27 protein-coding genes, 1 rRNA gene and 1 pseudogene are annotated in these 25047 nt (G+C 68.7%); 20 read left to right on the top strand and 9 right to left on the bottom strand.

From position 1 onward, the window contains the following. Window positions 1-28 precede the first annotated feature (28 nt). Together AC07U4_RS07940 and AC07U4_RS07935 are read left to right on the top strand one after the other, a co-directional pair. The gene (locus AC07U4_RS07940; protein WP_495195833.1) at window positions 29-1015 is read left to right on the top strand and encodes an NAD(P)H-dependent flavin oxidoreductase; all 987 of its coding nucleotides are present in this window, start codon (window positions 29-31) and stop codon (window positions 1013-1015) included. A gap of 202 nt (window positions 1016-1217) precedes the next feature. Next, window positions 1218-1973 (top strand): hypothetical protein, encoded by a 756-nt coding sequence (locus AC07U4_RS07935; protein ID WP_495195043.1) that lies wholly within the window; start codon window positions 1218-1220, stop codon window positions 1971-1973. Here AC07U4_RS07935 and AC07U4_RS07930 read toward each other — a convergent pair. Next, window positions 1963-2169 carry a helix-turn-helix transcriptional regulator gene (locus tag AC07U4_RS07930; RefSeq protein WP_038665063.1) on the bottom strand — a complete coding sequence of 69 codons (207 nt, stop codon included), beginning with the start codon at window positions 2167-2169 and terminating at the stop codon, window positions 1963-1965. The genes AC07U4_RS07935 and AC07U4_RS07930 overlap by 11 nt on opposite strands. Continuing rightward, window positions 2166-2576 carry a hypothetical protein gene (locus tag AC07U4_RS07925; RefSeq protein ID WP_156143853.1) on the bottom strand — a complete coding sequence of 137 codons (411 nt, stop codon included), beginning with the start codon at window positions 2574-2576 and terminating at the stop codon, window positions 2166-2168. Before AC07U4_RS07925 ends, AC07U4_RS07930 begins: the two co-directional genes overlap by 4 nt. A gap of 96 nt (window positions 2577-2672) precedes the next feature. Between AC07U4_RS07925 and AC07U4_RS07920 the strand changes: the two genes are divergently transcribed. The 6 genes from AC07U4_RS07920 (at window position 2673) to pal (ending at window position 7548) form a co-directional block, all read left to right on the top strand. After that, window positions 2673-3131 (top strand): YbgC/FadM family acyl-CoA thioesterase, encoded by a 459-nt coding sequence (locus AC07U4_RS07920; protein WP_038665067.1) that lies wholly within the window; start codon window positions 2673-2675, stop codon window positions 3129-3131. Beyond that, window positions 3128-3820: a protein TolQ gene (gene tolQ / locus AC07U4_RS07915; RefSeq protein WP_038665070.1), complete on the top strand. Its 693-nt coding sequence runs from the start codon at window positions 3128-3130 to the stop codon at window positions 3818-3820. The genes AC07U4_RS07920 and tolQ overlap by 4 nt, the downstream gene beginning before the upstream one ends. 4 nt (window positions 3821-3824) lie before the next feature. After that, the gene (tolR, locus tag AC07U4_RS07910; RefSeq protein WP_137899561.1) at window positions 3825-4265 is read left to right on the top strand and encodes a protein TolR; all 441 of its coding nucleotides are present in this window, start codon (window positions 3825-3827) and stop codon (window positions 4263-4265) included. After that, a complete protein-coding gene (tolA, locus tag AC07U4_RS07905; RefSeq protein ID WP_495195042.1) occupies window positions 4265-5290 on the top strand; it encodes a cell envelope integrity protein TolA in 1026 nt (341 codons plus the stop codon). Before tolR ends, tolA begins: the two co-directional genes overlap by 1 nt. A 304-nt stretch (window positions 5291-5594) precedes the next feature. Beyond that, on the top strand, window positions 5595-6971 hold the full coding sequence (gene tolB, locus AC07U4_RS07900) for a Tol-Pal system beta propeller repeat protein TolB (RefSeq protein ID WP_495195041.1): 1377 nt from the start codon (window positions 5595-5597) through the stop codon (window positions 6969-6971). Between the two features lie 52 nt (window positions 6972-7023). Continuing rightward, complete coding sequence (gene pal / locus AC07U4_RS07895; protein ID WP_038665080.1) at window positions 7024-7548, top strand: peptidoglycan-associated lipoprotein Pal; 525 nt, start codon at window positions 7024-7026, stop codon at window positions 7546-7548. A gap of 102 nt (window positions 7549-7650) precedes the next feature. Here pal and AC07U4_RS07890 read toward each other — a convergent pair whose 3' ends face one another. The 3 genes from AC07U4_RS07890 to AC07U4_RS07880 are packed head-to-tail and all read right to left on the bottom strand — an operon-like array spanning window position 7651 to window position 10643. Next, complete coding sequence (locus AC07U4_RS07890) at window positions 7651-8511, bottom strand: S1/P1 nuclease (RefSeq protein WP_038665083.1); 861 nt, start codon at window positions 8509-8511, stop codon at window positions 7651-7653. A gap of 48 nt (window positions 8512-8559) precedes the next feature. After that, a complete protein-coding gene (locus AC07U4_RS07885; RefSeq protein WP_495195040.1) occupies window positions 8560-9489 on the bottom strand; it encodes an isoaspartyl peptidase/L-asparaginase family protein in 930 nt (309 codons plus the stop codon). Then, window positions 9486-10643: an acyltransferase family protein gene (locus AC07U4_RS07880; RefSeq protein WP_495195039.1), complete on the bottom strand. Its 1158-nt coding sequence runs from the start codon at window positions 10641-10643 to the stop codon at window positions 9486-9488. The genes AC07U4_RS07885 and AC07U4_RS07880 overlap by 4 nt, the downstream gene beginning before the upstream one ends. A 65-nt stretch (window positions 10644-10708) precedes the next feature. Here AC07U4_RS07880 and ispG point away from each other — a divergent pair, with 65 nt between their 5' ends. The 5 genes from ispG to AC07U4_RS07855 are packed head-to-tail and all read left to right on the top strand — an operon-like array spanning window position 10709 to window position 13915. Then, window positions 10709-11845, top strand: a complete 1137-nt coding sequence (gene ispG / locus AC07U4_RS07875) for a flavodoxin-dependent (E)-4-hydroxy-3-methylbut-2-enyl-diphosphate synthase (RefSeq protein ID WP_038665090.1) — start codon at window positions 10709-10711, stop codon at window positions 11843-11845. Window positions 11846-11881: 36 nt separating this feature from the next. Then, window positions 11882-12178, top strand: coding sequence for an AbrB/MazE/SpoVT family DNA-binding domain-containing protein (locus AC07U4_RS07870; RefSeq protein WP_495195038.1), 297 nt, complete (start codon window positions 11882-11884; stop codon window positions 12176-12178). Beyond that, complete coding sequence (locus AC07U4_RS07865; RefSeq protein WP_249340739.1) at window positions 12175-12552, top strand: type II toxin-antitoxin system VapC family toxin; 378 nt, start codon at window positions 12175-12177, stop codon at window positions 12550-12552. Before AC07U4_RS07870 ends, AC07U4_RS07865 begins: the two co-directional genes overlap by 4 nt. Beyond that, a complete protein-coding gene (locus tag AC07U4_RS07860) occupies window positions 12549-13442 on the top strand; it encodes a DMT family transporter (RefSeq protein WP_495195037.1) in 894 nt (297 codons plus the stop codon). The genes AC07U4_RS07865 and AC07U4_RS07860 overlap by 4 nt, the downstream gene beginning before the upstream one ends. Further along, a complete protein-coding gene (locus AC07U4_RS07855; RefSeq protein WP_495195036.1) occupies window positions 13439-13915 on the top strand; it encodes a GNAT family N-acetyltransferase in 477 nt (158 codons plus the stop codon). The genes AC07U4_RS07860 and AC07U4_RS07855 overlap by 4 nt, the downstream gene beginning before the upstream one ends. 250 nt (window positions 13916-14165) lie before the next feature. Here AC07U4_RS07855 and ppa read toward each other — a convergent pair whose 3' ends face one another. The 3 genes from ppa to AC07U4_RS07840 form a co-directional block, all read right to left on the bottom strand. Further along, window positions 14166-14744, bottom strand: a complete 579-nt coding sequence (gene ppa / locus AC07U4_RS07850; protein ID WP_038665105.1) for an inorganic diphosphatase — start codon at window positions 14742-14744, stop codon at window positions 14166-14168. A 32-nt stretch (window positions 14745-14776) separates the two neighbouring features. Next, entirely contained in the window at window positions 14777-16693 is a 1917-nt protein-coding gene (locus tag AC07U4_RS07845) for a M61 family metallopeptidase (protein ID WP_495195035.1), read from the bottom strand. A gap of 67 nt (window positions 16694-16760) precedes the next feature. After that, entirely contained in the window at window positions 16761-17348 is a 588-nt protein-coding gene (locus tag AC07U4_RS07840; RefSeq protein WP_495195832.1) for a DUF1345 domain-containing protein, read from the bottom strand. On the opposite strand from AC07U4_RS07840, the pseudogene AC07U4_RS07835 reads away from it, so the two are divergent. The 6 genes and pseudogenes from AC07U4_RS07835 to AC07U4_RS07810 form a co-directional block, all read left to right on the top strand. Continuing rightward, window positions 17315-17431, top strand: a pseudogene (locus AC07U4_RS07835) (hypothetical protein); the annotation flags it as partial. The gene AC07U4_RS07840 and the pseudogene AC07U4_RS07835 overlap by 34 nt on opposite strands. Window positions 17432-17467: 36 nt before the next feature. Continuing rightward, complete coding sequence (gene hisS, locus AC07U4_RS07830; RefSeq protein WP_495195034.1) at window positions 17468-18712, top strand: histidine--tRNA ligase; 1245 nt, start codon at window positions 17468-17470, stop codon at window positions 18710-18712. Between the two features lie 37 nt (window positions 18713-18749). Beyond that, window positions 18750-19829, top strand: a complete 1080-nt coding sequence (gene prfA, locus AC07U4_RS07825; RefSeq protein ID WP_038665117.1) for a peptide chain release factor 1 — start codon at window positions 18750-18752, stop codon at window positions 19827-19829. Window positions 19830-20301: 472 nt separating this feature from the next. Next, the gene (gene prmC, locus AC07U4_RS07820) at window positions 20302-21117 is read left to right on the top strand and encodes a peptide chain release factor N(5)-glutamine methyltransferase (protein ID WP_137899636.1); all 816 of its coding nucleotides are present in this window, start codon (window positions 20302-20304) and stop codon (window positions 21115-21117) included. A 308-nt stretch (window positions 21118-21425) separates the two neighbouring features. Then, window positions 21426-22439, top strand: coding sequence for a DUF4167 domain-containing protein (locus tag AC07U4_RS07815; RefSeq protein ID WP_495179776.1), 1014 nt, complete (start codon window positions 21426-21428; stop codon window positions 22437-22439). Window positions 22440-22587: 148 nt separating this feature from the next. Then, window positions 22588-23016 carry a CBS domain-containing protein gene (locus AC07U4_RS07810; RefSeq protein ID WP_495179777.1) on the top strand — a complete coding sequence of 143 codons (429 nt, stop codon included), beginning with the start codon at window positions 22588-22590 and terminating at the stop codon, window positions 23014-23016. Here the strand turns inward: AC07U4_RS07810 and AC07U4_RS07805 are convergent, their stop codons facing one another. Then, entirely contained in the window at window positions 23017-24501 is a 1485-nt protein-coding gene (locus AC07U4_RS07805; RefSeq protein WP_495195033.1) for a lipopolysaccharide biosynthesis protein, read from the bottom strand. Window positions 24502-24973: 472 nt separating this feature from the next. Between AC07U4_RS07805 and AC07U4_RS07800 the strand changes: the two genes are divergently transcribed. Beyond that, a 16S ribosomal RNA gene (locus tag AC07U4_RS07800) occupies window positions 24974-25047 on the top strand; the annotation flags it as partial.

The following is a 25047-nucleotide window of genomic DNA, read 5'->3' as shown; positions in this document are numbered from 1 at the left end:
CGTCGGCCAGGAGCGGCTGCAGCGCCGCATGGCGCGCGGCGCCGCCTTCCTCGGATCGGACGTCGCGATCATGGCGGGCGCCATGTCGTGGGTGTCGGAGCGCAACCTCGTCTCGGCGATGTCGAACGCCGGCGGCTTCGGCGTGATCGCCTGCGGCGCGATGACGCCCGAGCTGCTCGATACCGAAATTGCCGCGACGAAGGCGATGACGGACAAGCCGTTCGGCGTGAACCTCATCACCATGCATCCGGCATTGTTCGACCTGATCGCGGTCTGCACCAAACATGAGGTCGGCCATGTCGTGCTCGCCGGCGGCCTGCCGCCCAAGGGTTCGCTCGAGGCGATCAAGGCGGGCGGCGCCAAGGTGATCTGTTTCGCGCCGACGCTGGCGCTCGCCAAGAAGCTGATCCGCTCGGGCGTCGATGCTTTGGTGATCGAGGGGATGGAGGCGGGCGGCCATATCGGTCCCGTCTCGACCAGCGTGCTCGCGCAGGAAATGCTGCCCGAGATCGCCGGATCGGTGCCGGTGTTCGTCGCCGGCGGCATCGGCCGCGGCGAGGCGATCGCCGGCTACCTCGACATGGGCGCGGCGGGCGTCCAGCTCGGCACGCGCTTCGTCTGCGCGACCGAATCGATCGCCCACGCCAATTTCAAGAAGGCATTCATCCGCGCTTCGGCGCGCGATGCGGTGGCGAGCGTCCAGCTCGACCCGCGGCTGCCGGTGATCCCGGTGCGTGCACTCAAGAATGCGGGCGGCGAATTGTTCACCGCCAAGCAGCGCGAGGTGGCGCTGAGCCTCGACGAGGGCGCGGTCGCGATGGGCGAGGCGCAATTGCAGATCGAACATTATTGGGCAGGCGCGCTGCGCCGCGCGGTGATCGACGGCGACGTCGAGCACGGCTCGGTGATGGCCGGCCAGTCGGTCGGCATGGTGACGAAGGAAGAACCGATCGCCGAGATCATCGGCGCGCTGGTCGCCGAGGCAGCGGCGGCGCTGGAGAAAAGGGCGGGGTAACCATTCCTCCCCGGCACGGGGAGGTGGCGCCGCGAAGCGGTGACGGAGGGGGGCTTCCGCCAGCGCAACGTGCGTGGAAGCCCCCCTCCACCAGCTACGCTGGTCCCCCTCCCCGTGCCGGGGAGGAATTATTCGTCGCTTACCGCGCGTTAACCATTTCTGCCGCAGAGTCTGACCGGCCGGGGGGCAGGGAAGGACTGCGATGCGCCATATCATAGCTCTCACCGGCGTCGGTCTGGCGCTGCTCGCCGGTTGCGCGGTCAGGCCGAAGGTGGTCGCGGTCGCGCCGCCGCCGGTCCCCGTCGCGCCCGCGCCGGCCGCGCTCGCGATGCCGAAGGGCGCCTATGTCGGGATGCAGATCCCGGCGCTGATGGGCGACGGTCGCTATGCCACCCCCAATCGCAACCTGTCCGCCGACGGGGCCGTCTGGCACCTGCGCGCCGCACTCAACGTCGCCGCGCTCGCCTGCCGCGGGCCGGACGAAGCGGCGATCATCGCCGGCTACAATGCGCTGATCGCGCAGCAGAAGGTCGTCCTGAACGGCGCTCAGACGCGGCTCACCGCCGAATATAAGGCGGCGGGCGGCGACTGGCAGGATCGCTACGACGACCAGATGACGCGGCTCTACAATTTCTTCTCGCAAAGCCAGGCGCGCGAGCCGTTCTGCAACGCCGCGGCGGCGACGCTCGCCGATGGCGCGACGGTGACCGCCGCCGATCTGCCCGCCTTCGCGCAAGGCCGGCTGGCGGTGCTGGAGAAGCCGTTCACCGATTTCTACGCCGCCTATGACGCGTGGCGCGCCGAACGCGCCGCCGCGACTCGTATGGCGATGGCCACCACCGCGCCGCCACGCGCATTGGTGGTGCAGGCGGTCCCCGCCGCCGCGCCGCCACCACGCCCGCGGCTCGAACTCGACCCCAGCGTGTTCGTCGATACCAGCACCACCGTCACGCGCTGATCCGGAACAATGCCTCCACAGGGCGGTCGAGTACGGCCGCCAGTTTCAATGCGAGGATCGTCGAGGGGACGAACACGCCGTTCTCAACCGTGTTGATCGTCTTGCGGCTGACCCCGGCCCGCTCCGCGAGCGCCGCCTGCGTCAGGCCGAGCCGCTCGCGTTCCTCCTTGAGGCTGTTGAGGAGGATTTCGTTCATCGCGCCGCGCGCAATTCGAGCGTTGCGAAGCTGACGAGGGTCGCGACCAGCGTTGCCGTGAGGATGGTGCGCGCGGTAAGGATCGCGGTCATCGGTAAGAGCGTGGCGAGGAGCGACAGGAGAAGCGCCGCGACGAGGGCGGCCCAGAATCCGCTGGTGATCGCCATCGCCCGATGCTGACGCGTCGATTCATCGTTGACCAGCGCTTTGAGTCGTCGAGACCGGAGCAGGCCGACGGTAAAGATATTGGCGGCCGCCAGTCCGATCGTGACGAACCAGGGCAGCAGGCGCACCGGATCGTTTTCCCGCCCCGTGATGACGAGCGAAAACACCAGCACGATCGCTAGCAGATAGAAGATGATGGCGCGTTGCATTGAAACGCGTTCGGCCTTGTCGATATCACCCACGTCAACCTCCTGTAACTCACAGGTTACATGTAACCCATGCGTTACATCCGTCAACAGGGTTCCCCCTGCGCGCAGGTTCGGTTAACGCCGGCCGTGATGAGGGACGAGGACCAGCCGCAGGCAGGACGCTTCTTGGGAGCCGAGCATCGCTTCGCGGTGCGCGTCTACTTCGAGGACACCGATCTGTCGGGCGTCGTCTATCACGCCAATTACCTGCGCTACATGGAGCGTGCGCGCTCCGACATGCTGCGCCTCGCCGGCATCGACCAGCGCGCCACGCATGACGCGGGCGAGGGCGCCTATGCCGTCGCCGATCTCGCCATCCGCTATCGTGCACCGGCGCGGCTCGACGATGCGCTGCTCGTCGTCAGCCGCGTGATCGCCGTGCGCGCCGCCAGCGTCGTCATTCATCACACAGTCAGGCGCGGTTCGCTTGTCTTGGCGGAGGCCGAGGTCACGGTGGCGCTGGTCGCGCCGTCGGGGCGGCCGAAGCGTCAACCGGCCGCCTGGACGGATATCTACCAAAGCCTGATCTGGCAGGGGACCAATTCATGAATCCGGTGTTCAACATGGATGCGGCGACGCTGTCGCCTGTCGCGCTCTTCCTCCAGGCCGATCTCGTGGTGAAGTTCGTGATGGCCGGGCTGCTGCTCGCCAGCATCTGGACCTGGGCGCTGATCATCGCCTTCTGGCGGCGGCTCGGCCGCATCCGCAAGGGCATGGCCGGGTTCGAACGCGACTTCTGGAAGGCGGAGGATATCGACGCCTTCTACAAGGCGGAGGCGGACAAGGACCTGCCCTCGGCGCGAGTGTTCGTCGCCGGCGTGAAGGAATGGCGCCGCTCGACCGCGGGCGGCTCGATCGACAAGGGCGGCACGCGCGAGCGGCTCGCGACCGCGATGGGCGCGGCGGCGGCGCTGGAGATCGACACGATCTCCGACCGGCTCAACATCCTCGCGACGATCGGCTCGGTGGCGCCGTTCGTCGGGCTGTTCGGCACCGTCTGGGGGATCATGCGCAGCTTCACGGGGATCGCGCAGGCGCAGAATTCCTCGCTGGCGGTGGTCGCGCCGGGCATCGCCGAGGCGCTGTTCGCGACCGCGATCGGCCTGTTCGCGGCGATCCCCGCGGTGATCGCCTACAATCGCTTCAGCCACGGCGTGAACCGCATCGAGGCGGCACTCAACCGCTTCGCCGACGGCTTCCACACGACGCTGTCGCGCCAGCTGGACAGCGGGCGCTGATCCGATGGGCATGAATCTCCCATCCAACCGGGGGCGCGGGCGGCGGGCCCCGGTTGCCGATATCAACGTCACGCCGCTGGTCGACGTGATGCTGGTGCTGCTGATCATCTTCATGGTGACCGCGCCGCTGCTCACCGCGGGCGTGCCGGTCAATTTGCCCGACAGCCGCGCCAAGGCGCTCGATCAGGACCAGAAGCCGGTGCAGCTCTCGCTCGACGCGAGCGGCAAGCTGTTCCTCGACGACGAGGAGATCGGCGAGGCGGCGCTGCCGCAGCGGCTGGAACAGATCGCCGCGGTCCAGGCCGGCGGCGAGCCACCGCAGATCTTCCTGCGCGCCGATCGCGCGCTCGATTACGGGCGGGTGATGCGGGTGATGGGCGAACTCAACCGCGCCGGGCTCAACCGCGTCTCGCTGCTGACGGTTGAAGGCGGAAGCGCGCGCTGATGGATCGGGCGGAAAAGATCGGACTGGGCGTTGCGGTCGTCGGGCATGTCGTGCTCTTCGGCCTGCTGTCGGTCGGCTTTCTCGCGACGCCCAATCCGCAGAAGCTCCAGCAGACCCCGATGGAGGTCAGCCTGGTCAAGGACGTCGCGCTCGAGGCGACCGCGCCGCAGGCGGTGACGCCGCCGGCGCAGTCGGTCGCGCCCGAGGAGGGCGAGCCGGAAGACGCTGCGCCGCCGCCCGAGCCCGCTGCGGAGCCGGCACCCGAGCCCGAACCCGCGCCGCCCGCACCCGCCCCGAAGCCGGCGCCCGCCAAACCAGCTCCGCCCAAGCCCGCGCCGCCGAAACCGGCGCCCGCACCCGCGCCCAAGCCGGCCCCGGTCAAGCCGCAGCCCAAGCCAAGGCCTGCGGCGGAGGCGCCCGCCAAGCCGTCGCCCAAGCCCGCACCTGCCAAGCAACCGGCCAAGCCGGCAAAGGCCGCACCGGAGAAGCCCGCCGCCAAGGCACCTGCCGCTCCCGCCAAGACTGCGGGCAAGCCGTCGACGGCACCGGCCAAGCCTGCCGCTGCCAAGGGATCGGGCAGCAGCGAGAGCGCGAAGGCCGCCAAGCCGCGTGGATCGCGCCTCGGCTCGGACTTCCTCGCCGGGCTGACCAGCGATCCGTCGCCGAGCAAGTCGACCGCGCCGCGCGCCGCCAAGATCGACGGCCGCGCGATGGCGTCGATCGTCCAGGCGATCGCGCGCCAGATCCAGCCCTGCGCCGACCGGCAGGTCAATCCGGGGCCGGGCGCCAATGAGATCGTGACGACGCTCAACCTGCGCCTCAACGAGGACGGCACGCTCGCCGCGACGCCGCGGATGGTCCGCCAGTCGGGCGTCACCGACGAGAACGAGCGCTACAAGCAGCGCGTCGTCGATCTCGGCGTGGCGGCGTTCAAGGGCTGTTCGCCGCTCAAGCTGCCGGCCGAATATTATTCGACGCCGTCGGGTGGGTGGAACAACATCAACTTCCAGTGGAAGCTGCAGTGATGGGTATCCCCGTTCGTGCTGAGCCTGTCGAAGCACGGGCCCGCCACCGGAGCGGCCCCCTCGTGGCACGCGCCCTTCGACGGACTCAGGGCGAACGGTGGGGTGGGGCGTTTCGTCTCGCTTCCCTCCGTCACCCCGGCCTCGAGCCGGGGTCCCGCTTTTCCCCGCAGTCGATGGGCGGCAGCGGGACCCCGGCTCGAGGCCGGGGTGCCGGGCTGGTCCGGAGAGGTCCGGAACGAGTCCGGGATGACGGCAAGTTTGTGGTAAGCGGCATCCATATCGCTCGCGAAAAGGGTTTGAGGTCATGATCCGGTCGTTGCTCATCGCGCTCAGCGTCACCACCGCCGTCCCGGCGTTCGCGCAGGACGCGCCCGCGCCAGCACCGCAGCAGCAGCCGGCGACCCCGGCGGGGCAGGAGGCCGCGCCGCTCGAAGTGTCGGTGACCGGCGGCGTCTCGGCGCCGATGCCGATCGCGATTCCGGCGATGCCGACCGCGCAGGTCGTGTCGACCCCGGCGGGCGCTACCGACGTGCTCGGCCGCCAGATGGCCGAGATCATCGCCAACGATCTCAAGAACTCCGGCCTGTTCACGCCGCTCGGCGCGGGCCAGCTCCGCCCCGTCGGTTTTCAGGAGGTCAACGCCCCCGCCTTCGATTATTGGGGCGGCACCGGCGCGCAGGCATTGGTGCAGGGCTTCGTCCGTGCCACCGGCGATGGCAACCTCACGATCGGCTGCTATCTCTACGACGTCTCCTCGAAGGTCGAGCTGACCCGCTCGGGCTTCGTCGTCTCGCCGTCCGACTGGCGGCGCGCGGGACATAAATGCGCCGACATGGTCTACGCACGGCTCACCGGCGAAGGCCCCTATTTCGATAGCCGCGTCGTCTACGTCTCGGAAACCGGGCCGAAGGGCAAGCGCGTCAAGCGGCTCGCGATCATGGATCAGGACGGCGCCAACCACCGCTTCCTGACCAACGGCCAATCGATCGTGCTGACGCCGCGCTTCGCGCCCAACCAGCAGTCGATCGTCTATATGAGCTACGAGAACGACAAGCCGTCGATCTACGTCTACGATCTCGGCTCGGGCCGGCCGCGGCGTGTCGTGCAGAATGCCGCGTTGACCTTCGCGCCGCGCTTCTCGCCCGATGGCCGCTGGATCCTGTTCTCGATGGCGCAGGGCGGCAATACCGACATCTATCGCGTCTCGGCGCAGGGTGGCACCCCGCAGCGGCTGACCAGCTCGCCGGGCATCGACACCGGCGGCAGCTATTCGCCCGACGGCGCGCGCATCGTCTTCGAGAGCGATCGTTCGGGAGGCCAGCAGATCTACGTCATGAACGCCGACGGCTCGGGCCAGCAGCGGATCAGCTTCGGCGGCGGGCGCTATGCGACGCCGGTGTGGAGCCCGCGCGGCGACCTGATCGCCTTCACCAAATTGGGTGGCGCGTTCCGCATCGGCACGATGTCGCCGTCGGGCGGTGGCGAGAAGATCCTCACCGGCGGCCAGGACGAGGGGCCGAGCTGGTCGCCCAACGGTCGCGTCATCACCTTCTACCGCAGCGGCCAGGGCAGCGGCGGCAAGGCCGATCTGTGGATGGTCGACCTCACCGGACAGGTCGAGCGCAGGATTCCGACGCCGCTCGACGGGTCGGACCCGGCATGGGGACCGCTACGGCCGTAACGCACTATAAGGTTTCGGGGGCGAAACGCACTTACTCACGGGAGATACGACGATGGCCAGACTGACGACCACCCTGCTGACCGCAGCCGCGCTCGCCTCGCTCGGCGCCTGCGCGCACAAGCCCAAGCAGCTGCCGCCGCCGCCGGTCGACAACAGCGCCGGACTCAACACGCCGCCGCCGGCGACTGCGGGTAACGGCGACGGTGCGATCACGCCGGGCTCGGACGCCGACTTCCGCCGCTCGGTCAGCTCGAACACCGTGCTGTTCGGGCTCGACCAGAGCGATATCGATGCGGAGGCGCGCGCGATCCTCGACAGCCAGGCGACGTGGCTGCAGCGCTTCCCGCAGGTCCGCGCGACGGTCGAGGGCCATGCCGACGAGCGCGGCACGCGCGAATACAATCTCGCGCTCGGCGACCGCCGCGCGAATGCGGCGAAGAACTATCTCGTCGCGCGCGGCATCGATCCGTCGCGGCTGACGACGATCAGCTACGGCAAGGAACGTCCGGTGGCGCTAGGCTCGGACGAGGCGAGCTGGGCGCAGAACCGGCGTTCGGTGACGGTGGTGCTGAACTAACGGAACGCGCCGCCCGTGTTGTCCGGCGGCCGATCCGAACGTTTGTCGGGAGGGTGGAGGCAGAGGCCTCCGCCCTCTTCGTCCTCACGGTGAGGAAGCTCGTCACCCCAGCGCCTCGTCGAGCAGCTTCGCCAGCCGCAGGCCGCCGCGCTCCACTTCCAAGCGGGCGACGGGCACGATCCGTTCGATCGTCGCCTCGTCGAGCGTCACCTTGGCCGGCGAGGGCGCGCAGGGATCGCCGTTCAGCGCGCTCGCATAGACGACGTCATGCGCGACCTGCCACGATTCGCGGCTCCAGTCGGTCACCGTCCCCGCCGCGATCCGCCGCTTCTCTGCCGCCGGATAGCGCCGCACCAGCGACGGCCCGCTGGTGATCGCACGTTCGGCGAGCGTGCCGTCCCAGATCGAATGAAGGTTGAAGCGCTTCGGGCTGTAGCTGCCATAGACCGCGGCGACGTCGTTGCCGCCCTTGTCGTTCTTCTCGCCGGCGTGGAGCGGCTGGTGCAGATCGCCGACGAAATGGATCAGAAAGACCAGAGCCTGTGCGCGCTCCTTCGCGGGCGCGCGCCGGTTCTTGAGGATCGCGACGTCGCGCGTGATCTGCGCAGAGACGCAATTGCCGTCCTTGCACGCTTCTTCGAGCGTGAACGGCTGGCAGATGTTCACGTCCTGAAAGTGCCAGTTATAGGCATAGCCGAAGCGCGACTTGCCATCCGGCCCCTTGAGCGGCTTGACGCAATCCGCCCAGGTGCTCGCGCCCTCGATCGTCGTCGCGGGGCATTCGGGCGTGTCGAGCCGCGGCGTCTCGGCGAGCAGCTTGCGGATCGCCGCTTGCGTGCGCGGCGCGACGTTGGCGTAAGCGATCCGGGCGACCGTCTGATGCCCGAACTCCCAATAGGCCGACGCCGGCGCGGCGAACCCGAACGCCGGCAGAGCGGCGGCGACAAAGCGGAGGATTTTCATGGCGCTAGGCCATAGCCGCTCGCCGGTGCCACTCCAATGAAAAGCCCGTCACTCGTCGCCGTAGATCGCCACTTCGCGCAGGCCCGCCGCAGTGGCGCGGGCGCGGTACATGCCGGGCGTGGTGAAGCTCCACACCGCCTCGCCGCCCGGTGCGGCGACGATGACGCCGCCGGTGCCGCCGAGCGCACGCACCTCCGCCATCACCGCATCCGCGGCGGCCTGCGGCGTCTCGCCCGACAGGCGGATGCGCGCGCCGATCTCGTGGCCGACGCCGACGCGGATGAAGAATTCGCCCGAGCCGGTGCAGGAGATCGCCGCCGAACGATCGTCGGCATAGGTGCCCGCGCCGATCAGCGGCGAATCGCCGATCCGGCCCCAGCGCTTGCCGGTGACGCCGCCGGTCGAGGTCGCCGCGGCGAGATGCCCCGCGGCATCGCGCGCGACCGCGCCGACGGTGCCGTATTTCATGTCGATGTCGAAGGCGTCGGCATTGCGCGCGAGCAATTCGTCGAGCTGGCGGCGGCGCTCCTCGGTGGCGAACCATGCCGGGTCCTGCGCCGCGATCCCCTGGTCGCGGGCGAAGCGTTCGGCGCCGTCGCCGCTGAGCAGCACGTGCGGGCTCGCCTCCATCACGCGGCGCGCGAGGCCAACCGGCGAGCGCGTAGCGGTAATGCCCGCCACCGCCCCGGCGGCGCGGGTGCGGCCGTCCATGATCGCCGCGTCGAGCTCGATCGTGCCCTCGCGGGTATAGGCGGCGCCGCGGCCGGCGTTGAAATGCGGATCCTCCTCGAGCACGCGCACCGCCGCCTCGACCGCGTCGAGCGCGCCCCCGCCCTCGGACAGGATCGCGGCGCCGGTGTCGAGCGCCAGCGCGAGCGCCGCGCGGACGCCGCGGTCCTGCGCGGCGGTGAGGCGGTGGCGTTCGATCGAACCGGCGCCGCCGTGGAGGACGAGCGACCAGTCTGGCGTATCGGTCATGATGCAGCCTTATGTGTGGGATGGGGCAGGGGCCGCAGCCCGATCAAAGGCCGCAGCGGCGCGATCCGCCGCCCGACCAGATAGAAGCCGAGGCAGCCGAGGATCGTCGCCGCGATCAGCAGCGCGCATTCGACGCCGCCGGACAGGCCGACCGGCATCAGCCAATAGGCGACGACGACGATGATCGTCTGGTGGACGAGGTAGAAGGGGAACACCGCCTCGGTGAGCAGCGGCCGCCACCGTGCGTCGCGATTCCAATGCCGTTCGGCGAAGCCGATCAGCGCGAGGATCGTCCCCCATTGCTGCACCGCATGTGCCGCGCCGTAGATCGGGTAGAGCCAGCGCGGCGCATCGCCGTTCAGCCCAAGCTCGACCGCGAGGATGAAGCCATAGCCGAGCACGCCCATCGCTGCGCCGGCCCAGCGCCAGCGCACGCACGTGGCGAGCACCGGCGGCGACCCCGCCAGCGCGAAGCCGAACAGGAAGGCGGGCAGATAGATGAGATGCGCCATCGCGTCGGTAAACGGATTCTGCGTCTCGTAGCCCATCGGGAACCACCAGCCGTGGACGCACACCAGCCATAAGGTCGGCACGATCGGCAGCGCCAGCCCGGCGAACAGCCGGTCGAACGCCCCTTGCGCGCCGCGCCAGCGGACCAGCGGCACCAGCAGCGCGAGCACGACCGTATAGAGCCACAGATACAGCACGAACCACAGATGGTTGAGCGCCGGCAGCACGATCCCGCCGAGCGTGCCGAAGCGGAAATAGTCGTGCGTCCAGAAGGTGAGGAAGCCGCCGGTATAGCCATGTTGCGTGACCAGCTCGACCCAGGATTGCGGCGGCACCACCAGAGCGACGCCGAAGCCGAGCGGCACCAGCAGCCGCAGCGTACGCTGGCGCAGGAAGCCGCTTACCCCCGGCGCGCGGGTCAGCAGCGCGCGACTCGCATAGCCCGAGACGACGAACAACAGGCTCAATCGCCACGCATTGACCGCGAGCATCGGCAGCACCGCCCAGGCGGCGCCGTGCGCGCTCTTGGCGTGAAAGCCCCAGGGGACGAAGACCATGCCGACATGATAGACGATCAATATGGCGAAGGCGGCGACGCGCAGCCAGTCGAGGCCGTAATGGCGGGGGATCGGGACGCGCGACATCGTAAGTGGTTAGCGCCCTACACCAGCGCCTTTGAACCGCAACCCGGCTGCTGTATATAAGCCCCATGTCCTTACGTCCGTGGCGCGATATCGTCCGCCGTCCGAGCCGCCAGATCATGGTCGGCAACGTTCCCGTGGGTGGCGACGCCCCGGTCACCGTGCAGACGATGACCAATACGCCGACGCCCGATATCCGCGCGACGCTCGACCAGATCCGGCGGTGCGAGGAGGCGGGGGTCGACATCATCCGCGTCTCCTGCCCCGACGTCGATTCGACCGTGGCGCTGAAGCAGATCGTGCGCGGCTCGAACGTGCCGATCGTCGCCGACATCCATTTCCACTACAAACGCGCGCTGGAAGCCGCCGACGCGGGTGCCGCCTGCCTGCGGATCAACCCGGGCAATATCGGCAGCAGCGAGCGCGTCGCCGAGGTGGTGCGCGCCGCCAAGGCGAACGGCTGTTCGATCCGCATCGGCGTCAACGGCGGCAGCCTCGAGAAGGATCTGCTCGAGAAATATGGCGAGCCGTGCCCGGATGCGCTGGTGGAAAGCGCGCTCGATCATATCAAGCTGCTCCAGGACCACGATTTCCACGAATATAAGGTGGCGGTGAAGGCGTCCGACCTGTTCCTCGCGGTCGCCGCCTATCAGCAGCTCGCCGAGGCGGTGGATTGCCCGCTGCACCTCGGCATCACCGAGGCGGGCGGCTTCGTCGGCGGCACGGTCAAGTCGGCGATCGGCATCGGCAGCCTGCTCTGGTACGGGATCGGCGACACGATCCGCGTCTCGTTGTCGGCCGAGCCCGAGGACGAGGTGCGCGTCGGCTTCGAGATGCTGAAGGCGCTTGGCATCCGCAACCGCGGCGTGCGTGTGGTGAGCTGCCCGAGCTGTTCGCGGCAGGGGTTCGACGTGATCCGCACCGTACAGGCGCTGGAGGAGCGGCTCCAGCATATCCGCACGCCGATGAGCCTGTCGGTGCTCGGTTGCGTCGTCAACGGCCCGGGCGAGGCGCGCGAGACCGACATCGGCATCACCGGCGGCGGCAACGGCAAGCACATGGTCTATCTGTCGGGCGTCACCGACCATCACGTCCAGGACGAGGGGATGATCGACCATATCGTCCGGCTGGTCGAGGCCAAGGCGGCGGAGATCGAGGCGGCGGATGCGGCGGCGCAGGCGCCGCAGGTCGTGGCGGCGGAATAGGTCCTGTGGTACAAGCCGGGTATCAGGAGACTCGGCATGACCCAACAGGCCAAGGTGATCGATGGCGGCAAGGTCGTCATCCCGGCGAACATCCGTCGCGAACTTGACATCAAGCGGGGCGACTCGCTCGTCGTCGAGCGTGATGCGGCAGGTGCAATCATCCTGAAGACCTATGCGCAGGTTTCCCGCGAAGCACAGCAGCGGTTCCGTGATATGCGCGGTGCCGACGGGGCGGGCAGCAGCAGCGTGGTCGACGAGCTGATCGCCGATCGCCGCGACGAGGCACGCCGCGAGGCCGCCCGGGACGAGGCTTGGCAGGCGCGCCAGCGGTGACGGTCGTCGATGCGTCGGCGGTGCTGGCCATGATCTTTGAAGAGCCCGGCAGTGCGATGGTATTGGCGCACTGTCGCGGTGCGCTGTTCAGCGCGGTCAATCTCGATGAGATTCTGCACAAGGTCGCACGCCGCGGACTCGATCCAGCGGCGATCGAGGAGCAACTGACCAAATTGCAGATCATCGTCGTGCCGTTCGATGCCGGTCAGGCACGGGTCTCCGCTGCCTTGCACCCGCGGTTGCACGGCACCGATACGTCCTTTGCGGATCGCGCGTGCCTTTCGCTCGCTCTGGCGACAGGGGGTGCGGTACTGACCGCGGACACGAAGTGGAGCGCGCTGGGTCTGGATCTCGACATCTGCTTGATCCGATGAAGCGCGAGGTTTCGCCGCTTGCCGCCTTCGCCGTCGCGGCGGCCGGCATCGCCGTCTATTCGGCGATGGATACGCTGATGAAGGGGCTGTCGATCGCAAGCGGCGCCTATGCCGCGGTGCTCTGGCGGTCGCTCGCCGGGGTCGCCTTGCTCGCGCCGGTCTTCCTTGCGCGACGCATGCGCTGGCCCGGGGCGAAGGCGTTGCGACTGCACGTCGCGCGCGGCGCGACCGGTGGGGCGTCGGTGCTGCTGTTCTTCTGGGGGCTGGCACGCGTGCCGATGGCGCAGGGCGTCGCGCTGACCTTCCTCGCGCCGCTGATCGCCTTGTTCCTCGCCGGGCTGACGCTGGGCGAGCGCATCCGCCGCGCCGCGATCGGCGGGTCGCTCGTCGCCAGCCTCGGCGTGCTGATCATCGCCGCCGGGCAGGTGCAGGCGCATGCCTCCGATGCGGTGGTGATGGGCAGCGTCGCGATCCTCGCCGCCTCGGTGATCTATGCGGTCAGCCTGATCCTGCTGCGCCAGCAGGCGCAGGCGGCCGATCCGCTCGAAGTGGCGCTGTTCACCAGCGTCGTGCTGAGCGTGCTGCTACTGGTCGCCGCGCCGTGGTTCGGTAGCTTGCCGACGACCGATCAACTGCCCGTCGTGTTCGGTGCGGCGCTGCTCGGCTCGATCTCGGCGGTCGCGCTCGCCTGGGCCTATGGCCGGGCCGAGGCGCAGGTGCTCGCGCCGACCGAATATACCGCCTTCGTCTGGTCGGCGCTGTTCGGCTGGCTGGCCTTCGCCGAGCGCGTCTCGCCCTATACGGTCGCCGGTGCGCTGTTCATCATCGCCGGCTGCCTCGTCGCGATCCGCAAGCCCGCGCCGGGTCCGCAAACGGAAGCCGCCTTATGATCCGCCCCGCCACGCCCGCCGACATCGCCGTCATCCTGCGCTTCGTCCGCGAGCTCGCTGCGTTCGAGCGCGAACCCGATGCGGTCGAGGCGACGGAGGCGACGCTGCACGAGGCGCTGTTCGGCGCGCAGCCGGCCGCGGAGGCGGTGATCGCCGAGGACGACACCGGGCCGCTCGGCTTCGCGGTGTTCTTCCACAATTTCTCGACCTGGGCGGGACGGCGCGGGCTGTATCTGGAGGATCTGTACGTGACGCCGGACGCGCGGGGGAAGGGCGTCGGCGGCGCCTTGCTGCGCCATCTCGCCGCGCTGGCGGTGGCGCGCGGCTGTGCGCGGTTCGAATGGTCGGTGCTCGACTGGAACGCCGACGCAATCGCCGTCTATCGCCGGATCGGCGCGGTGGGGATGGAGGACTGGACGATCCAGCGGGTCAGCGGCGACGCGCTGAAGCGGCTGGCGGCAAGCGGCGGCTGACGCGAGGCGCCCCGCCGGCGTGTCGATTGCCCCGCCCCGACCATCGTTCAGGCGCACGGCGAACGGGCGGGGGAGGGAGCGGGATGTGTCGCCCCGTCTGTCCCGACCACCGTTCGGGCTGAGCCTGTCGAAGCCCATGGTCCCGATCGCAAGTTGCCCTTCGACAGGCTCAGGGCGAACGGTTGTTCATATAATTTACCGCCCTCAAGGGGCAGATCGGGGCGCGACCGACGGCCGCGCCCCGCGTCGCTCAGTCGCGGCCTGGAACCTCATATTCGTGCGGCTCTTCGCCCTGCGCCTTGGCGGCGTCGTAGCGTTCGATCGCCTCGCGGACGATGCGGCGCGCCTCTTCGCGGTCGCCCCAGGTGCCGACGCGCACCCACTTCTTCTTCTCCAGGTCCTTATAGTGCGTGAAGAAATGCTCGATCTGCTCGAACACGATCTCCGGCACGTCGGCGCGGCCGCCGACGTTGGAGTAATAAGGGAAGACCTCGTCGACGGGGACGCAGACGAGCTTCTCGTCGCCGCCGGCCTCGTCCTCGAGGTTGAGCACCGCGATCGGCCGGGCGCGGACGACGCAGCCGGGGATGAACGGCGAGCGCGCAATTACCAGCGCATCGAGCGGATCGCCGTCGGGCGACAGCGTGTGCGGCACGAAGCCGTAATTGGCCGGATAGCGCATCGGCGTGTGCAGGATGCGATCGACGAACAACGCGCCCGACGCCTTGTCGAATTCGTACTTCACCGGCTCGCCGCCGGTCGGCACCTCGATGATGACGTTGAGGTCGTCGGGCGGGTTCTTGCCGACCGGAATCAGATCAATACGCATGCATGTCCTTCACAATTCTTGGCCGCCGCCCCTCAGCGCGGCGCCAACAGCTTGTCGAGCCCGGTCTCGCCCGTGCCGGTCTTCTGCAAGTGCGGATACCGCGGGCCGCCGTGATAGTCGATGGCGACTTCGCGGTACCGTGGCCCATTCTTGAGCAATAATCGGATCGGTTGCTTGGACGTCTGGGCATTGACGATCGCTGCTTTCATGGCATCGCCGCTATAGGCGGTGTCGTTCACCGCCTGGATCACGGTGCCGACATCGAGTCCCGCCTTGAATGCCGGCGAATCCCAGATCACCTGCCCGACTTCGCCGTCCTTGCCGATCGACAGACCGATCGAATAGGTGACGTTGATCGTGCCGCTCTTCTCGGCATTGGTGAAATACTTGGTCGGCTCGGAACCGTAGACGAGCGTATAGCCGTTCATCGCGAAGCCCTTGACCGGCGCGGGCTGGCCGGTCTCCGTGATCCGCTTGCGCAGGAAGCCCGCCCAGTCATAGGGCTGGATCGCGTTGAGCGTCGCGGCGACATCCTCGAAGCGATAGGTCAGCTCGCCCCAGTCGCCGTCGCGCACGCCGAAGAAGGCGCGGGCGAAATCGTCGATCGACTTGGTTCCACCCGACTGCTGGCGGAGCATCGCATCGACCTCCATCCAGACCATCAGGCCTTCGTTGTAATAATCCTCCGACCGCTGCCAGCTCGTCCAGCCCTTGGGCCGGCGGGCCGAGATCACCGGATCGTTGGTGGTGTCGACCAGATCGCGCCACTGGCGTGCCGGCGCGAGATCGTAGAGGCCGGCGATGCCGGCATAAGCGTCGAGCGTGTCCTGCTTGCTGACCAGCCCGGAGCGCGCCTGGAGGACATAGCCCCAGAACTGCGTCTGTCCCTCGTAGACCCAGAGCAGCGAGCCGCGCATCGGCGTACGGTAATCGGGCGTCCACAGATCGGCGCCGCGGCGGAACTTGCCGTCCCAGCTATGGGTGAATTCGTGCGGCAGCAGATTGCGTGCGGCGACGTTGCTGTCCCATTCGGTGAAATAGGTCGGCCGCGAGCCGTTTTCCGAGCTGCGATGATGTTCGAGGCCGATGCCGCCAAGCTGGTCGGAGAGCGACAGCAGGAATTCGTAATGGTCGTAATGCTGCGCACCGAAGGTCTTCACCGCCTGCTCGACGAGCCGCTTGTGCGCGTCGATCTGTTCGGGCTTGGCGGCGAGCAACTCGGGCGAATCGGCGAAGACGTTGAGCTTCACCCGGTCGCTGAGCGGCCAGGTCTTGCCGTAGCGGCCGGCGAGCATCGGCGAATCGACCAGCACCTCGTAATTGGTCTTGTCATAGGCGTAGGTCGAGCCGACCGCCTTGGCGGGCACCGCGCCCGCCGCGGTCCAGCCGGTCGGGAACTTGACCGTCATCTGGATCGGGATCTGGCGGGTGAAATAGCCGGCCGGATAGAGGCTGACCGAATTGGGCTGCAGGCTGATCAGGTTGGGCGTCACCGCGATGCGGCCCTGGTCGGGCTTGGTGGCCGACAGGAACTGGAATTCGACGTCGAGCGTGCGCACGCCGGCGGGCACGTCGATGTGGAAGGCGAAGACGTCGACCGGATCGCGCGTCCACGGCAGGATGCGGCCATTGCCGCGGATCACCAGCCCGGCGAGCTTCTCGATCTCGCCGCGCGGCGAATGCGCGCCGGGCAGCCATTTGGGGAACAGCAGCGCCATCGCGCCCGCCTTGGCGACGGGGATCGTCTCATGCACGCGGAAGATGCCGCGGTCGGTATCGGTCGCGTCGACCTCGACCTTCAGCGTGCCGGGATAGGGCACGTCGCGCGGCGCCGGGATCGTGTCGACGAAGGGCGACGGCTGCGGCGCGCTATTGCCGGCGGGGACCTGTGCCAGCGCCGGCGCGGCGGCGGACAGGAAGAGGGACGCGACGACGAGCTTGCGGATCATGGAGGGCTTTCGGCGAAAGAATGTTGCGGCAATGTGTAAGCGGCCGAAAGGTCACCCGTCCAGTCCTTTACCCGCCGCCGCCGCCCAATACGTTGACGGTGAACGCCACCACGCCGAGATTGAACACGAACGCCGCGAGCGTATGGCCCAGCACCACCCGCCGGATGCGCCGCGAGCCGATCTGCACGTCCGACGTCTGGAAGGTCATGCCCAGCGTCGCGCTGAAGTAGAGGAAGTCCCAATAATCGGGCTCTTTGCACGCGGGGAAGTCGAGTCCGCCCTCGTCCTTCCCGTCCTCGCCCGCGCTGTAGAACAGATGCGCGTAATGCATCGCATAGACCATGTTGACGAACAGCCACGCCAGCGCCAGCGTCGCGATCACCAGCACGATCGCATAAGCGTCGTTGCGCCCCTTCAGTTCGCCGGCGACCGCGACCAGGATCACCACCATCGTCGCCGCGGTGATCGCCAGCAGCGCAGCGCGATTGGCGTCGTTGTCGCGCGCCGAACGCCGCATCCGTGCCGCCTCGCCGTGGCGGAACAGCGTCGAGACGGCGAGGAGGAAGACGATCGCGGCGATGTCGAACGCCGCCATCAGCCCGCGACCGCGGCCCAGCACGGGGATCAGCCCCGCCAGCCCCGCGACGAAGACGATCGCGAACAGCGCGAACCGCGGCGGCGCGATGCGGCTGCCGATTCCCCAATAGGCTTGACGGTCGGTCATCGTTGGGGTGCTAGCGCTTGGCCGCGGGCTCGCCTAGATAGCGCCCGCATATGGCCCGTATCGAAACGCCGCGCCGGGTGCGCGGAACCCAGGACATCTTCGGCGACGACCAGCGCCGCTTCGCTTATGTGCTCGCGACGTTCGAGCGCGTGCGGCATCTGTATTGCTTCGGCCGCGTCGACCTGCCCGTCTTCGAGGCGACCGAGGTGTTCGCGCGCTCGATCGGCGAGACCACCGACGTCGTGTCGAAGGAGATGTACACCTTTCCCGACCGCGGCGGCGATTCGCTGACGCTGCGCCCGGAGTTCACCGCCGGGATCGCCCGCGCCTTCCTGACCGAGGGCTGGCAGCAATATGCGCCGCTCAAGATCACGACGAGCGGTGCGGTGTTCCGCTACGAGCGCCCGCAGAAGGGGCGCTATCGCCAGTTCCACCAGATCGACGCCGAGATCCTCGGCGCGGCCGAACCGGCCGCGGACGTCGAATTGCTGGTGATGGCGGACCAGCTGCTGCGCGAGCTCGGCATCGCCGATGGCGTGACGTTGCAGCTCAACACGCTGGGCGATGCCGAGACGCGCGAGGCATGGCGCGCCGGTCTGGTCGCGCATTTCGAGGCGCACCGGCGCGAACTGTCCGAGGACAGCCTGACCCGGCTCGACAAGAACCCGATGCGCATCCTCGATTCGAAGGACCCGCGCGACCGGCCGATCGCCGATGCTGCGCCGGACATCGACGCCTATCTGACGCCCGAGGCGCGCGCCTTCTTCGATGCGGTGACCGCGGGGCTGGATGCGGCGGGCGTGGCGTGGACGCGCAATGCGCGGCTGGTGCGCGGCCTCGATTATTACCGGCACACCGCGTTCGAATTCGTCACTGACCGGCTCGGCGCGCAGGGCACGGTGCTGGCGGGTGGCCGCTACGACGGGCTGGTCGAGAGCCTCGGCGGCGCGCCCACCCCCGGCGTCGGCTGGGCGGCGGGGGTCGAGCGGCTCGCGATGCTGCTCGACGAGCCGGCGGCGCCGACGATAGACGCGGTGGTCGTGCCGATGGGCGCGGCGGCCGAAACGCGCGCGCTCGGCCTCGTCGCCGAGCTGCGCCGCGCCGGCGTCGCGATCGACATGGCCTATAAGGGCAAGATGAAGCAGCGGCTCGCCAAGGCGGACGCGCTCGGTGCCCGCCATGCGCTCATCATCGGCGACGACGAACTCGCCGCCGGCGTCGCGACGGTGAAGACGCTGGCGAGCGGCGATCAGCGGCAGGTCGCCTTCGCCGCTCTCGCCGAGGCGCTGCGATGAGCGCGCTGGCAATCCTCCCGGTGTCGGGGAGGATCGGATGACCACCATCTCCCCCGAACGGATCGCGCAGATCGAGGCGCGGCGCGACGAATTGCAGGCGCTGATGGCGACCGGCGACCTGCCGTCCGATCGCTTCGTCGCGGTGTCGAAGGAATATGCCGAGCTCGAACCCGTCGCAGCGGCGGCGGGCGAGGTACGCCGCCTGCGCCAGGAAGCGGACAGCCTCGCCTATATGGCGGAGGATACCGGCGACGAGGAATTGCGGCTGATGGCGGCCGAGGAGCTCCGCGACAATCGCGCCGCACTCGACGCCGCCGACCGCCGGCTGGCGCTGGCGCTGCTGCCGCGCGATGCCGCCGATGCGCGTGCCGCGATGCTCGAGATCCGCGCCGGCACCGGCGGCGACGAGGCGGCGCTGTTCGCCGGCGACCTCTTCCGCATGTATCAGCGCTACGCCGAGCGGCAGGGCTGGCGCGTCGAGCTCATCAGCGGCTCGTCGTCGGATGCGGGCGGCTTCAAGGAAGTCGTCGCCTCGGTCACCGGCACGGGCGTGTTCGCGAAGCTCAAGTTCGAGGCGGGCGTCCACCGCGTCCAGCGCGTCCCCGCCACCGAGGCGGGCGGACGCATCCACACCTCGGCGGCGACGGTCGCGGTGCTGCCCGAGGCGGAGGATGTCGACGTCCGCATCGACGAGGCGAAGGACCTGCGCATCGACGTCTATCGCTCGTCCGGCCCCGGCGGCCAGTCGGTCAACACCACCGACAGCGCGGTGCGCATCACCCATCTGCCCACCGGCCTCGTCGTCATCCAGCAGGACGAGAAGTCGCAGCACAAGAACAAGGCCAAGGCGCTGAAGGTCCTGCGCACCCGGCTCTACGAGGCGGAGCGCGAGCGGCTCGCCAACGAGCGGTCGGGCACGCGCCGCGCGATGGTCGGCTCGGGCGACCGGTCGGAGCGGATCCGCACCTACAATTTTCCGCAGGGGCGGGTGACCGATCACCGCATCAACCTGACGCTGCACCGCCTGCCCGAGATCCTCGAAGGCGAGATGGACGAACTGATCGGCGCGCTGATCGCGCAGGACGAGGCGGAGCGACTGGCCTCGCTCGACGGGTGATGCGGGCGGACCGCTGCGGATGCCCTTCGTCATCCTGGCGGAAGCCGGCACGCATGGACGCGATGTCCACGTGGATGAGCGCTGCCGTCCGCCCTCGTCCACCGCTCACCGCCCTGCCAACTACTCGGCCAACGTATCGCGCGTATGGCGCGCCTCCCCACCTTCCACTGTCATCCCCGCGAAGGCGGGGATCCATACCCGCTGACGCCGCGCATCTATCGCTACCGTCAGCGTTTATGGATCCCCGCCTGCGCGGGGATGACGAGGGGAGGGGTATTGCCGACTTCGCCTGTCGTCCCGCCAGTGCGTTCACCCCACCCCGATCGTCATCCCGGCGCATGCCGGGACCCATGGATGCGATGTCGTCCGCATGGCTGCGCGCCGTCGGTCGCCCGCAATCATGTCCTCCGGCATGCTCCGACATGACTGAGGAAGGGGCCATGACGGCGTGACCACCCCCAACCCCGCCGCCATGCGCGCCGCGCTCGCCGAAGCAACCGCGCGCCTCGCTTTCTCTCCGACCGCACGCCTCGACGCCGAGCTGCTGATGGCGCACGCGCTCGGCATCGAGCGCAGCCGGCTGCTGCTCGACATGGCGCGCGCCGTCCCGCCCGCCTTCGCCGCGCTGGTCGACCGCCGCGCGGCGCACGAGCCGGTCGCCTATATCACTGGCACGCGCGGCTTCTGGACGATCGACCTCGCCGTCGGGCCCGGAGCGCTCGTTCCGCGCCCCGACAGCGAGACGCTGCTGATCGCCGCCGCCGGCCATTTTGGCGGCGATGCGCCTGCGACGGTGCTCGATCTCGGCACCGGCCCCGGCACGCTGCTGCTCGCCGCGCTCGACGAATGGCCGGCGCGTGGCCTCGGCATCGACCGTTCGGCGGTGGCGCTCGATTATGCCCGACGCAATGCCGAGCGGCTCGGCATGGCCGACCGCGCGCGCTTCGTCCGCGGCGACTGGGCGGCGGCGCTCGATGCCCGTTTCGACCTCGTCCTCGCCAATCCGCCCTATATCGGCACCGGCGAAACCCTCCCCGACGAGGTCCGCGCGCACGAACCCGCCAGCGCCTTGTTCGCCGGCGCCGACGGCCTCGACGACTATCGCGTCCTCGCCCGGCAACTGCCGCGGCTGATCGCGCCAAGTGGCTGCGCCGCCGTGGAAATCGGTCATACCCAGGCAAAATCGGTCGCCGCCTTGTTCGCTGGGCAGGGGCTGACCAGCCAGATCCACCGCGATCTCGGCGGGCGCGACCGCTGCCTGCTCGTCCGGCTCGCGCATCGGGGTTGAAAGAAGCGAGGCCGGCCCTCATATTTCGCTTGTCGGACCTGCCTCACGCCAGCTATTGGTCGGGCCGGGGCACGCAGCATCAGCATTGGCAGGTTGATCGGCACGCGGTGACCCGCATCCTTCGTCATGTCGCCACCGACCATCGGTGGCCGTGGCAGGCTCGAGCGGCGCTTATGGCACGCGGCGACCCGGAAGGGCGCGTTGTTCGGCTGGCGGATGCCGGGTCGGGCAGGTCGATGCGGGATTGGCCGCGATCGACCGGATTGGTTTTCCAGGGACCATTTATACTCTGATCATGGGACAGTAGCTTGATCAACAATCGGCAGCAGAACGGCCGCCGTCGCGGTCGTGGCGGTAACAATGGTGGCAATAACGGTCCCCGTCAGGGCGGCCAGGGTCGGCCCGACAACGGCAACCGCATCGACAGCCGCGCACGCGGCAACGCGAACCAGTTGTTCGAAAAGTACAAGAACCTCGCCGGCGAGGCACAGCGCCAGGGCGATCGCGTCACCACCGAATATTACCTCCAGTTCGCGGATCATTATTTCCGCGTGATCGCCGACCAGCGCGGCCGGTTCGAGGACAACAGCCAGCCCAAGCGCCAGCAGCCGTTCGATCTCAACGACGACGACGATTACGGCGACGAGGGCGAACCGATCCGCGCCGGCGAGCAGGACGGCAACGATCAGCGTGACCAGCAGGGTCAGGCGCGCGGCGACCAGCAGCGCGACGACCGCGGCAATCGCGACGACCGGCCGCAGCGCCAGGCACGTCAGTGGGAGGACCGCGGCAATCGCGACGACCGCGGCCAGCGCGACGGCAATCGCGATTCCGGCCGCGACGCCAGCCGTGACGATCGCCCGCAGCAGCGCGAGGAGCGCTCCGCCCGAGAGGATCGTCCGCAGCAGCAGCGCGAGGATCGCCCGCAGCGCGAGGATCGCGTCCGCCGCCCCCGGTTCGAGGCGGCCGAACAGCCGGTCGAGGTCGCCGGCCAGCGCCGTGCCGATCCGCTCGCCGAGGGCGAGAATCTGCAGGAGCGGACCGAAGCGGTGCTTGAGGCGGATTCGCCGGTGCTCGCACCGCGCCCGCGTCGGGGCCGTCCGCGCCGCGACGCGCAGGCCGATGTTGCGCCCGAGGCCGCTGTCGCACCCGAGGCGCCGGCCGCACCGGTCGCCGAGGCGCCGGAGAGCAATGGCGTCGATGCCGATCGTCTGCCGCCGTCGCTCAACATCTCCGCCGCCAACGACGCCGGGGACGAGGCGCCCAAGCCGCGTCGCCGCCGCGTGCGCACCCCCGCCGCGGACGTTCCCGCCGCGGAGTGAGCGGATCGTTCTGATCTGATCCGGAGGCCGGTTCCGCGAGGAGCCGGCTTTCGTCGTTTCCGACGCTTTGCCAAGTCGCTGCAAACGTGGTCTCCTGCCGGCAACCGCCTTCGCATCGTACGGAGTCGGAACGAAGGAGAGGAATGGCATGACGATCGCGGCAATCCTGCGCGACAAGGGCGGCGACGTGGTCTCGCTGCCGCGCGATGCGACCTTGGGGCAGGCGGTGGCGCTGCTCGCCGAACGCCGGATCGGCGCGGTGCCGGTGATCGACGCGGGCAGCGTGGTCGGCATCGTCTCCGAACGCGACGTCGTCTATTCGCTCGCCGCGCATGGCGTCGCGGCGCTCGATCTCGCGCTTGCCGAGGTGATGACGCAGCCGGTGCAGCAGGTCGTGCCGGGCGAGCCGGTGATCGGCGCCCTGTCGCTGATGACCCGGCGGCGCATCCGCCATCTGCCGGTGGTCGAGGGCGCGCGGCTGGTCGGCTTCGTCTCGATCGGCGATCTCGTCAAATATCGCATCGACCGGATCGAGGCGGAAGCCGCGGCGATGCGCGACTATATCCAGCACGGCTGATCAGGCCGCCGGCAGCGGCCGTTTGCGGACGAGGGCGATCAGTTCGCGGATCGTGCCGCGCGCGAAGAGCGCCAGCCACGCACCATAGGTGGCGGCGCCGACCGCGACGAGCGCCGCCAGCCGGGGCGGCGGCGGCAGCGCCGGCAGCAGCCGGTCGACCAGCGTCACCAACAGCGCCATGCCGATCGCGGCGCATGCCGACGGCGCGATCGCGCCGACGAGGTCGCGTCCGCTCGCGCCGATCACCGGCAACGACCGCCGGCTGCTTGCGAGCAGATAGAGCGGATAGGCGGCGATCCAGCTCCAGCCAAGCCCGACCGGTCCCCAACGCACGCCGATCAGGAAGGCGAATCCGAGCAGCATTGCGCCGACCGCACCGTTGCGCGCGCCGATCCCCGGGCGGCCGCGCGCGTCGCAGGCGGGTGCATAGAGCACTTGCAGCGTCATGAACGGCATCGCCAGCGCGATCAGCCGGACGACCGGCGTCACCTCCGCCCATTTGGCGTCGAGCATCGTCAGCACCAGCGGTTCGGCGGTTGCCGCGAGACCGAGGTAGAAGGGCAAGGCGAGCACCATGATGACGCGCACCGCGCGCACGAAGGCGCGGGCGACCGCACCCTCGTCATGCTGCATCCGCGCATAGGCGCTGAACGCCACCTCGTTGAGCGGCGGCACGAACTTCGAGACGAAGATCTGCGCGAGGAACAGCGCGGTGGTGTAGATGCCGAGCTGGTGCGGGTCGAAGCGGCGGCCGGCGATGAACACGTCGATCTGGCTCTGCAGGAACCAGAAGAACTGTCCCGCCGCCATCATCCCGCCATAGCGCGCGAGATGACCGGCGCCGCGGAAGTCGAAGCTCGGCCGGATCAGCGACCGCGCTGCCCAGGTCAGCATGATCGCGCGCACCGCGTAGAGCGCGATCGGCGCCCAGACGAGCGTCCACACCCCCCATCCGGCCAGCGCGCCGCCCAAGGCCGCGCTCGCGCCGGCGAGCGAGGCGGCGAGATTGGCCGCCGCCTGCTTGCGGAACTCCATCGCTCGGCTGAGCAGCGCATAAGGGAGCGCGGCGAACGGGGTGATGAGATAGATCAGCGCCTGGACGCGCAGCAGCGCGGCGACCTCCGGCTGCCGGTAATAGGCCGCGGCGAGCGGCGCGATCGAGACCTGCGCAATCGCCAGCACGAGGTTGAGCGCGATCAGCATCCCGAACGATTGCCGCACCTGCCGCGCCGAAACGTCGTCCCGCTGGATCAATCCACTCGCCAGCCCATAGCCGTTGAGCATATTGAGAAAAACGAGGATCACCCCGGTCATCGCATACAGCCCGTAGTCGCGCGGATCGAGGATGCGGATCACCAGGAAGGTCGCCGCCCATTGCACCATCTGCGCGCCGATCTGGCTTCCCGAGCGCCAGATCACCGCACGGCGCACCTGTGTACCGAACGATTCGGCGGCGTCTGTGCGGGGAGGGGGGGGGGTCGCCATGACGGGGCGGTACAGACCTTGCTCTTCACATCTCGTAAACCCCCGGAAATCCGAGGCTTGAAGATTTGTGACAGGAAAAATGCAAAAAGCGTTTGACGGCTCGGAACACCCCGCCTAGAGGGACGTCACCGCAGCGACGGACCACACGGTTCGCTTCTACGGTCACCGAAATCAAGGCGCTGATGTCGCCCTCCCAAAAAGAGGGTTGGACGAAGCGTCGGTTTTGTCGGCTCTTTGACATTGTTGAACAGATGAAGGGACATGTGGGCGGCGGCTCCGGTCTACGGCGTTTCAAGGCGTCGTGCGGTCGGTTAAAGCTTAGCTCGCTCTATATGTCCTTCACGTATCCATACGTAATGGGGCGTTTGGTGTGGCGAGAGTCGTATCGAGCGTCCTGAAGTTAATGTGCAGAGCGGGTCCTTGAGATGGATTGCCTGACGTCGGTTATTCCGCTGGCGCTGGGTGGTTACATAAACTTGAGAGTTTGATCATGGCTCAGAACGAACGCTGGCGGCATGCCTAACACATGCAAGTCGAACGAGATCT

The organism is Sphingomonas sp. GW821-FHT02B09, assembly GCF_059421875.1.
This window is presented reverse-complemented; position numbering and strand designations above follow the sequence as displayed.

Bases quoted from the DNA above. Each gene is read 5' to 3' on its own strand.
- AC07U4_RS07940 (WP_495195833.1), top strand. From the start codon at position 29: ATGGCGCGCGGCGCCGCCTTCCTCGGATCGGACGTCGCGATCATGGCG.
- AC07U4_RS07935 (WP_495195043.1), top strand. From the start codon at position 1,218: ATGCGCCATATCATAGCTCTCACCGGCGTCGGTCTGGCGCTGCTCGCC.
- AC07U4_RS07930 (WP_038665063.1), bottom strand. From the start codon at position 2,169: ATGAACGAAATCCTCCTCAACAGCCTCAAGGAGGAACGCGAGCGGCTC.
- AC07U4_RS07920 (WP_038665067.1), top strand. From the start codon at position 2,673: ATGAGGGACGAGGACCAGCCGCAGGCAGGACGCTTCTTGGGAGCCGAG.
- tolQ (WP_038665070.1), top strand. From the start codon at position 3,128: ATGAATCCGGTGTTCAACATGGATGCGGCGACGCTGTCGCCTGTCGCG.
- tolR (WP_137899561.1), top strand. From the start codon at position 3,825: ATGGGCATGAATCTCCCATCCAACCGGGGGCGCGGGCGGCGGGCCCCG.
- tolA (WP_495195042.1), top strand. From the start codon at position 4,265: ATGGATCGGGCGGAAAAGATCGGACTGGGCGTTGCGGTCGTCGGGCAT.
- tolB (WP_495195041.1), top strand. From the start codon at position 5,595: ATGATCCGGTCGTTGCTCATCGCGCTCAGCGTCACCACCGCCGTCCCG.
- pal (WP_038665080.1), top strand. From the start codon at position 7,024: ATGGCCAGACTGACGACCACCCTGCTGACCGCAGCCGCGCTCGCCTCG.
- AC07U4_RS07890 (WP_038665083.1), bottom strand. From the start codon at position 8,511: ATGAAAATCCTCCGCTTTGTCGCCGCCGCTCTGCCGGCGTTCGGGTTC.
- AC07U4_RS07885 (WP_495195040.1), bottom strand. From the start codon at position 9,489: ATGACCGATACGCCAGACTGGTCGCTCGTCCTCCACGGCGGCGCCGGT.
- AC07U4_RS07880 (WP_495195039.1), bottom strand. From the start codon at position 10,643: ATGTCGCGCGTCCCGATCCCCCGCCATTACGGCCTCGACTGGCTGCGC.
- ispG (WP_038665090.1), top strand. From the start codon at position 10,709: ATGTCCTTACGTCCGTGGCGCGATATCGTCCGCCGTCCGAGCCGCCAG.
- AC07U4_RS07870 (WP_495195038.1), top strand. From the start codon at position 11,882: ATGACCCAACAGGCCAAGGTGATCGATGGCGGCAAGGTCGTCATCCCG.
- AC07U4_RS07860 (WP_495195037.1), top strand. From the start codon at position 12,549: ATGAAGCGCGAGGTTTCGCCGCTTGCCGCCTTCGCCGTCGCGGCGGCC.
- AC07U4_RS07855 (WP_495195036.1), top strand. From the start codon at position 13,439: ATGATCCGCCCCGCCACGCCCGCCGACATCGCCGTCATCCTGCGCTTC.
- ppa (WP_038665105.1), bottom strand. From the start codon at position 14,744: ATGCGTATTGATCTGATTCCGGTCGGCAAGAACCCGCCCGACGACCTC.
- AC07U4_RS07845 (WP_495195035.1), bottom strand. From the start codon at position 16,693: ATGATCCGCAAGCTCGTCGTCGCGTCCCTCTTCCTGTCCGCCGCCGCG.
- hisS (WP_495195034.1), top strand. From the start codon at position 17,468: ATGGCCCGTATCGAAACGCCGCGCCGGGTGCGCGGAACCCAGGACATC.
- prfA (WP_038665117.1), top strand. From the start codon at position 18,750: ATGACCACCATCTCCCCCGAACGGATCGCGCAGATCGAGGCGCGGCGC.
- prmC (WP_137899636.1), top strand. From the start codon at position 20,302: ATGCGCGCCGCGCTCGCCGAAGCAACCGCGCGCCTCGCTTTCTCTCCG.
- AC07U4_RS07810 (WP_495179777.1), top strand. From the start codon at position 22,588: ATGACGATCGCGGCAATCCTGCGCGACAAGGGCGGCGACGTGGTCTCG.
- AC07U4_RS07805 (WP_495195033.1), bottom strand. From the start codon at position 24,501: ATGGCGACCCCCCCCCCTCCCCGCACAGACGCCGCCGAATCGTTCGGT.